Annotated in this window: 7 protein-coding genes and 1 pseudogene; 5 read left to right on the top strand and 3 right to left on the bottom strand. The window is 45.1% G+C overall.

Features of this window, described 5'->3' with window-relative positions; genetic code table 11:
- From ACTIE6_RS17950 to accC, 5 genes and pseudogenes are all read left to right on the top strand, one after another.
- A pseudogene (locus ACTIE6_RS17950) lies at positions 1–187 on the top strand (phosphate--acyl-ACP acyltransferase); the annotation flags it as partial.
- Positions 188–262: 75 nt separating this feature from the next.
- Positions 263–1,261, top strand: coding sequence for a beta-ketoacyl-ACP synthase III (locus tag ACTIE6_RS17945; RefSeq protein WP_439557950.1), 999 nt, complete (start codon positions 263–265; stop codon positions 1,259–1,261).
- A gap of 40 nt (positions 1,262–1,301) precedes the next feature.
- The gene (gene efp / locus ACTIE6_RS17940; protein WP_056279667.1) at positions 1,302–1,868 is read left to right on the top strand and encodes an elongation factor P; all 567 of its coding nucleotides are present in this window, start codon (positions 1,302–1,304) and stop codon (positions 1,866–1,868) included.
- 90 nt (positions 1,869–1,958) lie between these two features.
- Positions 1,959–2,444 (top strand): acetyl-CoA carboxylase biotin carboxyl carrier protein, encoded by a 486-nt coding sequence (accB, locus tag ACTIE6_RS17935; protein ID WP_439557949.1) that lies wholly within the window; start codon positions 1,959–1,961, stop codon positions 2,442–2,444.
- Between the two features lie 34 nt (positions 2,445–2,478).
- Positions 2,479–3,822: an acetyl-CoA carboxylase biotin carboxylase subunit gene (gene accC, locus ACTIE6_RS17930; protein ID WP_056279663.1), complete on the top strand. Its 1,344-nt coding sequence runs from the start codon at positions 2,479–2,481 to the stop codon at positions 3,820–3,822.
- A gap of 71 nt (positions 3,823–3,893) precedes the next feature.
- Here accC and ACTIE6_RS17925 read toward each other — a convergent pair whose 3' ends face one another.
- The 3 genes from ACTIE6_RS17925 to ACTIE6_RS17915 all read right to left on the bottom strand — a co-directional run bounded on the left by ACTIE6_RS17925 (position 3,894) and on the right by ACTIE6_RS17915 (position 7,313).
- A complete protein-coding gene (locus ACTIE6_RS17925; protein WP_439557948.1) occupies positions 3,894–4,262 on the bottom strand; it encodes a DUF5618 family protein in 369 nt (122 codons plus the stop codon).
- A gap of 145 nt (positions 4,263–4,407) precedes the next feature.
- On the bottom strand, positions 4,408–5,751 hold the full coding sequence (locus ACTIE6_RS17920) for an Nramp family divalent metal transporter (protein ID WP_439557947.1): 1,344 nt from the start codon (positions 5,749–5,751) through the stop codon (positions 4,408–4,410).
- A gap of 101 nt (positions 5,752–5,852) precedes the next feature.
- Complete coding sequence (locus ACTIE6_RS17915; RefSeq protein ID WP_439557946.1) at positions 5,853–7,313, bottom strand: TonB-dependent receptor; 1,461 nt, start codon at positions 7,311–7,313, stop codon at positions 5,853–5,855.
- Positions 7,314–7,436: the final 123 nt, after the last annotated feature.

Genomic DNA, 7,436 nt, shown 5'->3' with positions numbered 1-7,436 from the left:
TCAGGATGATTTTATCGACCAGACAAACTACGAATCAATCGGAGGCAGTCCTATTATAGGTGTTAACGGAAATGTCATGATCGCTCATGGAGTTTCGTCTCCGCTGGCAATCAAGAACATGGTTGGCTGGGCTTACAAACAGGTTAAGTCCAAAGCATATTTGCATATTTCACAAGCACTGAGTTAGTCCGAACCACCTATGATTAAACAGCAACTGTCCTTTTTACCAAAACCTATTCGGATTTTGAATAGTTAATTTATCATGACCCATATAAAAGCCTCTATAACAGGAATACAAGGGTATGTGCCTGATTATATTTTGACGAATGCCGAGTTGGAAACAATGGTTGCGACGAACGATGAATGGATTGTAAGTCGAACGGGTATTAAAGAAAGGCGTATTCTGAAAGGAGAAGGCTTGGGAAGTTCACATATGGGTGCTGAGGCTGTGAGAGGTTTGTTGGCAAAAACAGGCACCGCACCCGCAGAAATTGATCTGTTAATCTGCGCTACAACTACCCCTGATTTTATATTCCCCTGCACGGCTAACCTGATCTGCGATATGGTGGGCATCCGGAATGTAGGAAGCTTCGATATCCAGGCGGCGTGCTCCGGTTTTCTATATGCATTGACACTCGGCTCGCAATTTATTGAGACCGGAAAATATAAAAAGATCATTGTCGTCGGTACTGATAAAATGTCCGCAATCGTGGATTATACCGACAGAAAGACTTGCATCTTGTTTGGTGACGGCGCGGGCGCTGTTTTGCTGGAACCTAACTCGGAAGGTGCCGGTATTAAGGATTCAATCATCCGGTCTGATGGTGCTGGTTATCCATACCTGAACCAAAAGGCAGGAGGAAGCCGCTTTCCGCCTACCCACGAGACTGTTGAAAAACGCCAGCATTTTGTTTTTCAGGATGGTGCGCAGGTATTCAAGTTTGCTGTCACAAACATGGCCGACGTTTCAGCAGAAATCATGGAGCGCAACGGCCTGAAAGGTTCCGATGTAAACTGGCTGGTACCACACCAGGCCAACAAACGCATTATCGAAGCCACAGCTAACAGGATGGGTGTAGGTATGGAGAAAGTGATGGTGAATATCCAGAAGTATGGTAATACCACTGCTGCTACAATCCCGCTCTGTCTCTGGGACTACGAATCACAGCTCAAAAAAGGGGATAATCTTATTCTAGCTGCATTCGGCGGCGGTTTTACCTGGGGCTCCATTTATCTGAAATGGGCTTACGATCCAAGATAGGTTAACCCTGATACAGAATTTAATATTAATTTTTGATTATATGGCAACTACTGCAGATTTGCGCAACGGATTGGTGATAGATTTCAACCATGATCTTTTCCAGGTGATTGAATTTCAACATGTGAAGCCGGGAAAAGGCAATGCATTTGTCCGCACCAAGTTGAAAAGCCTTACTACCGGAAAAGTATTGGATAACACCTTTTCTTCCGGCGCGGGGATTACACCGGTACGTGTTGAAAGACATAAATTCCAGTATTTATATAAAGATGAGGTTGGATATAACTTCATGAATGCTGAAACATTTGACCAGGTTCTGATCGATGAAAAACTGGTTACCAATGCGGATTTGATGAAAGAAGGCCAGGAAGTGGAAATCCTGATCAACACTGAAAACGACGTAGCTTTACTTTGTGAGCTGCCTCCGTTTGTCGAGCTGGTGGTAACCTACTCAGAACCAGGCCTAAAAGGCGACACTGCCAACTCTCCGAAGAAAGCAATTGAAGTTGAGACAGGTGCCCGGATTATGGTTCCACTTTTTATTGAAGAGGGTCAGAAAATTAAAGTGGACACCCGTACTTACGATTACGTAGAAAGAGTAAAATCATAACTTTATGAAATCTGTGAGGTAAATGGCCTTTGCGAGTTGCTTATTATCAAGCCTTTGAGGTTAAGATCACCACAGTTTAAATTTGAATAAATGGAAACCAGAGAAATCCAGAAATTGATTGACTTCATTGCCCAGTCGGGACTTGATGAAGTGAATATTGAAACTACCGATCTTAAGATCAAGGTAAAACGTTACGGCTCAGCTCCTGCAGCATCGCCTACTTCTATTCCTGCTGCGGTAACAGTCGCTCCTACGACTGCGCCTCCGGTACCTACAACTGCCGTAACGCATTCTGCACAAACTGAGCCAACTACTTCGGCAGACAGCTCTTCAAACCTGATTACAATTAAGTCACCGATGATCGGTACATTCTACCGCGCATCCAGCCCTGATACTCCTGCATTCGTAAGTATCGGCGATGAAATCAAACCAGGCAAGGTTGTTTGTGTGGTTGAAGCAATGAAACTTTTCAACGAAATTGAATCTGAAATTTCAGGTAAAATCGTGAAAGTTCTTGTTGAAAACGCTACGCCTGTTGAATTCGACCAACCTCTATTTATTGTAGAGCCCGCCTGAGGCGAGAGACGGTCTGCAAAACCAAATTGATTTTATGTTTAAAAAGATACTCATTGCCAACCGGGGCGAAATAGCCCTGCGGGTTATCAGGACCTGCCGTGAAATGGGCATTAAAACGGTAGCTGTTTACTCTACTGCTGACAGGGACAGTCTCCATGTAAGATTTGCTGACGAGGCCGTTTGTATCGGTCCTCCCCCAAGTCGTCAGTCATATCTGAGCATTCAAAATATCATATCTGCTGCCGAAGTAACCGGTGCGGATGCAATTCACCCGGGTTACGGATTCTTGTCTGAAAATGCCGAATTCTCGCAGATATGCGCGGATTATGGTATCAAGTTTATTGGTGCAACAGCCGCCCAGATCAATGGAATGGGAGACAAGGCTACTGCAAAAGCAACTATGATCCAGGCCGGAGTACCTGTTGTTCCCGGATCCGAAGGTTTGCTGGAATCTATCGAACAAGGTAAAAAGCTTGCAGAAGGAATCGGATATCCGGTTATCATCAAAGCTACTGCCGGCGGCGGCGGACGCGGAATGCGGATTATCAACAAGCCTGATGAATTCGAAAAAGCATGGAACGATGCTCGCACAGAATCCGCAGCTGCATTTGGAAATGACGGTTTATACCTTGAAAAGTTTGTAGAAGAGCCCCGTCACATTGAAATTCAGATCATCGGAGATCAGTTTGGTAAGGTTTGCCACTTGTCAGAACGCGACTGCTCTATCCAGCGCCGTCACCAGAAGCTGGTAGAAGAAACTCCTTCCCCTATTATTACACCTGAATTGCGCGAACAAATGGGGGCTGCCGCGATCAAAGGCGCGCAGGCAATCGGATACGAAGGCGCAGGAACAATCGAATTCCTGGTCGACAAGCACGGCGATTTCTATTTCATGGAAATGAATACACGTATCCAGGTAGAGCACCCGATTACAGAGGAAGTAACTGATTTCGACCTGATCAAAGAACAGATCAAAGTTGCCGCAGGTTACCCGATTTCAGGACAGAACTATACTCCGAAGCTATACGCAATGGAGTGCCGCATCAATGCAGAAGATCCTGCAAACGGCTTCAGACCAGCACCTGGAAAAATTACTAACCTGCATTTCCCCGGTGGTCACGGAGTTAGGATTGACAGCCACGTTTACAGCGGCTACACCATCCCTCCAAACTACGATTCAATGATTGCCAAGCTGATTGTCAGCGGGCAGTCACGTGAAGAAGTACTTACCCGTATGAAGCGCGCATTGCAGGAGTTTGTAATAGAAGGAATAAAGACAACAATTCCTTTCCACATCAAATTAATGGATGATCCGGGTTTCAAATCAGGGAATTTCACTACGAAATACCTTGAAACGTTCGACTTCAAGTCTCTTTGAAACTGAATACATAATTAAGCAAAACGCCGGCCAAGTCTCTCTTGGCTGGCGTTTTGCTTAATAACGCAATCTCAACTAATTATAGCCAGCATCTTGTAAGCTGCGTCCATTCCTTCTCGGATGGTCCGCACTGAGGGAGTTCCGTGGTAATACCCTGCAAGATGCAGCGTGTCGTAGGCTTCATTCAAATAGGAGAGCAATGTTTTGTTATACTTCCTCAGCCTGCATCTGTAATCTTCAATGCTTTTAGGTTTGACAAACTTATGTCCTTCTTTACGCCTTAGGTATTCGTCGACGATCATCAAAGCCGCATTGTAGGCTGTTCCTGATGCCATTTGAACGTATTTGATATCTCGATATTCGCTTCCTTCTTTCCCCGCCTTTGTAGTCAATATCTCCTTCGCATTTGAAAGATACCTGTCAATTTCCTGATGTTGCATGTGTGTAGTTACCGGTTTAAAGTTTTATTCAGATACAAGTTAGTCAATTATCAAACTTAAATCAGGATACATGAGCTTGGATCAGTAATCGATTATCCATCGGAAATACATTTAAATACAACCCACCTCCGACAGTACTTTCACTTTACATAATTTGTATGATACCATATGCACTTACTGTCAAGATAGAAACCACACTGATCCAGAAAAAAGCATTGTACAGCAACGAGGGCTTTAATGCAGCTGGCAACTCGCGAAAGCGGAATTCGAGTGATACGTAAACAATAAGCAACAGCAAAACAGAGGTAGCAATACCGCCCAATGTCACCATCATGACAGGTGATTGAAAAAACAGGAATAGTACGCACCAGACAACAGGCAGTGCCCAGGAAAGAATACCTATCGTTTTCCGCTGACTTGCTTCCATATCAAATTTCATCCAGCCCAATTGTCCGAAAGCATCTCCCCAGACGCGCGCCCAGCTGGCGGTTGCGGTAAAAAGGGTGGAGTACAAAACAAAGAATGCGCCTACCAGAAAGAGGTTCTCAGCCCAGGGACCCAGCGTTTCGGTGAATATCCCGGAAAGTGTTTCAACCATTTGATATCCCTCGGGAACAGTACCCTGCCTGTGCAAAACTGCCGCTCCCAGCAAGTAAAAAGCCGCAGTAACAATGGTATATACAACCATTGACAAAACAGCATCCAGGTACATCACATCAAACCAGCCTTTTGCCCGCTCACTCCATTCCCGGCTATTGTCGTTTGGGCCCGAATAAGCAGCGTAGCCTTTTTCAATGCACCAATAATTGTAGTACATAATTTCATCGCCGCCTACTCCCGTAATGCCGAATGCACCAAATGCAGCTGCCACCATTCCTGCTGGAAGCGAAAATTCAAGTCCGATTTGGATATCCGGCCATTTGATAGCGTACTGCGTGTCCTGTAATAAGAAGAGGGAGATGAGAATGACAGAGGTAAAGAGCATGATCATCACCAGCGAGCCTTTTTCAACCACGCTGTAATTCCCTTTATATACCCAAAAAGAGGTGAGCAAAACAGAGATCACCGCCCACGCATTAACAGGTATTCCGGGCCACGCCATGTGCAGCACAATCGCGACTCCGCCTACGATACCGCCTACCTGCAACAGTTTCAAACCTTGCAGCGAAAGCCACAGCCAGATGCTCCAATGCGCTTTTCCAAGCTTCAATCCAGGCAATTGGTTGAAGTTATGCATGATGAAAGTGCCTGAATAGATTGCATTCTTTCCAAATTCGAGCTGCAAGGCAACCTTTGCCAAACAACTGAGAATGATAATCCAGAACATCACAAAACCTGCCTTTGCTCCTAAGGCAGTGGTGGCGATCAGCTCGCCGGAACCGACAATGGCGGCGGATAAAATGAAACCGGGGCCAAGGTAACGAAGTCGGCCGAAGAATGTGGAAGGAGGATTCAGGATTTTGGCCATTGCAAAAATGCTTTTAGCCAAAAGCCTGATTTTGAAGTTAGTTACTTCATTGTATTGCCACGAATACACAAATGGACACGAAAGCTAATTCATGTCCATTTGTGCATTCGTGGCAATAAGAATTATAGATTCCCAACAGCCTGGTGAATCTGCTTGACAGTATCTACGTAATTATCTTCATTCGGAAGCCCAAACAGTGATTTTTCCTTAATAATCTGCGCTACATTCTCAGGAACCAGCTTTTCCCATCCCGGTTCGCCGCGCTTGATCTTTTCAAGTACGCTATCGGTCGTAATGTGCATGTGTTCTTTATTGTAATTCCTGATATCCTCAATTTTGTCATTGATCGTGAGATATTGGAAAAGGGGCTGCAAATGCGCCGGTACCACGAAGTTTTCGCAACTGTAAACCGATCCGTCAGGCTGCAATGTCGGGTAAATAAACAGCTTCACTTTGCGACTGAACAATGTGGCGAAAGATTCGAGAATGCCGCCCGGAAGAAATTCATAATGCTTTTCCTCAAAAATATCCTGCAAGCTCGGACTACCCAGCAGCAAGCCGGCTTTTAGCTTGGTCAACCTTGAAAGATATGCAACCAGCCTGTAATATTCATGGTGGTTTGATATCATTACCATGTGGCCCAGCGAACACAGGATATCCACACGGTCAAGAAAATCCTTCTCGTCGATATCCCGGTCGCCTGCTTTCAGGTTATGCAAAGTAAGCTCGGATATCAGTACAACCTTGGATTCGTCCACGTCCGGCTCAGCAAGAAACTGCTTCTGTCCATTGCTGATCAGGTCGATATGTACATTGGTGATCGGACGTAGCCGCCCGCGCATCATCAGAATGTGCTTTTTGTACAAAGCCTCCGAGGGTTGCAAAACACCGCCATCACTACCAAACAATGCTGCGTCAGTAAAGCCGTTTTTTACAAGACGCAGACTCATCAACCTGTTATCAACCTTCGCAAAATCTGGCCCGCTGAAACGTACCATATCGATTTCAATGCGATCCGTCGTCAGATCGTCCATCAAGGAAAGCAGCAGTGTTTCAGGGGATTTATAATAAAAGAAGCAACCGTACATCAGGTTCACCCCGATAATTCCAAGTGCCTGCTGCTGCAAAATATTTTCATCGTCGCGCATGCGGACGTGTATAACCACATAGTTGGTAGGTCCCATGGGCGACAACTGGAATTGCAGACCAATCCAGCCATGCGACTCGTTGGTCTTTTGAAAATTCAGTGCAACTACCGTATTGGCAAATGCGAAGAACTGGCTGTCTTCGCCGCGCTTCTCAGAGAGCCGCTTCTCAACAAGATTGTACTCGCGGTTCAGCATTTTCATTAGTCGCGATTCTACTACATACCTTCCGCCCTCTTCCGTACCGTAAATTGCATCGCTGAAAGTCATATCATAGGCTGACATCGTTTTGGCAACTGTACCCGATGCGCCTCCTGCCTTAAAAAAATATGCTGCTGTTTCCTGGCCTGCCCCGATCTCCGCAAAAGAGCCATAAATCCTGCGATCAAGATTGATTCTTAACGCTTTTTGTTTTGTACCAAGATTTTTTTCGTACATAACTTTTATATGAATTAGATGAACGGCTTACATGTAAATATAAAAAAAATACACCTGATATGTAATTACATTTGGCTCGGGTATATATTCAAAATGGAAAAGTTCTAAAATTTATTGCCAAAA

It is taken from the genome of Dyadobacter sp. (assembly GCF_051859145.1).
Lineage (GTDB): Bacteria > Bacteroidota > Bacteroidia > Cytophagales > Spirosomataceae > Dyadobacter.
Note: the sequence above shows the minus strand (reverse complement) of the source record. Positions and strands in the feature narration are given on the sequence as shown.

Bases quoted from the DNA above. Each gene is read 5' to 3' on its own strand.
- efp (WP_056279667.1), top strand. From the start codon at position 1,302: ATGGCAACTACTGCAGATTTGCGCAACGGATTGGTGATAGATTTCAAC.
- ACTIE6_RS17915 (WP_439557946.1), bottom strand. From the start codon at position 7,313: ATGTACGAAAAAAATCTTGGTACAAAACAAAAAGCGTTAAGAATCAAT.
- accC (WP_056279663.1), top strand. From the start codon at position 2,479: ATGTTTAAAAAGATACTCATTGCCAACCGGGGCGAAATAGCCCTGCGG.
- ACTIE6_RS17925 (WP_439557948.1), bottom strand. From the start codon at position 4,262: ATGCAACATCAGGAAATTGACAGGTATCTTTCAAATGCGAAGGAGATA.
- ACTIE6_RS17945 (WP_439557950.1), top strand. From the start codon at position 263: ATGACCCATATAAAAGCCTCTATAACAGGAATACAAGGGTATGTGCCT.
- accB (WP_439557949.1), top strand. From the start codon at position 1,959: ATGGAAACCAGAGAAATCCAGAAATTGATTGACTTCATTGCCCAGTCG.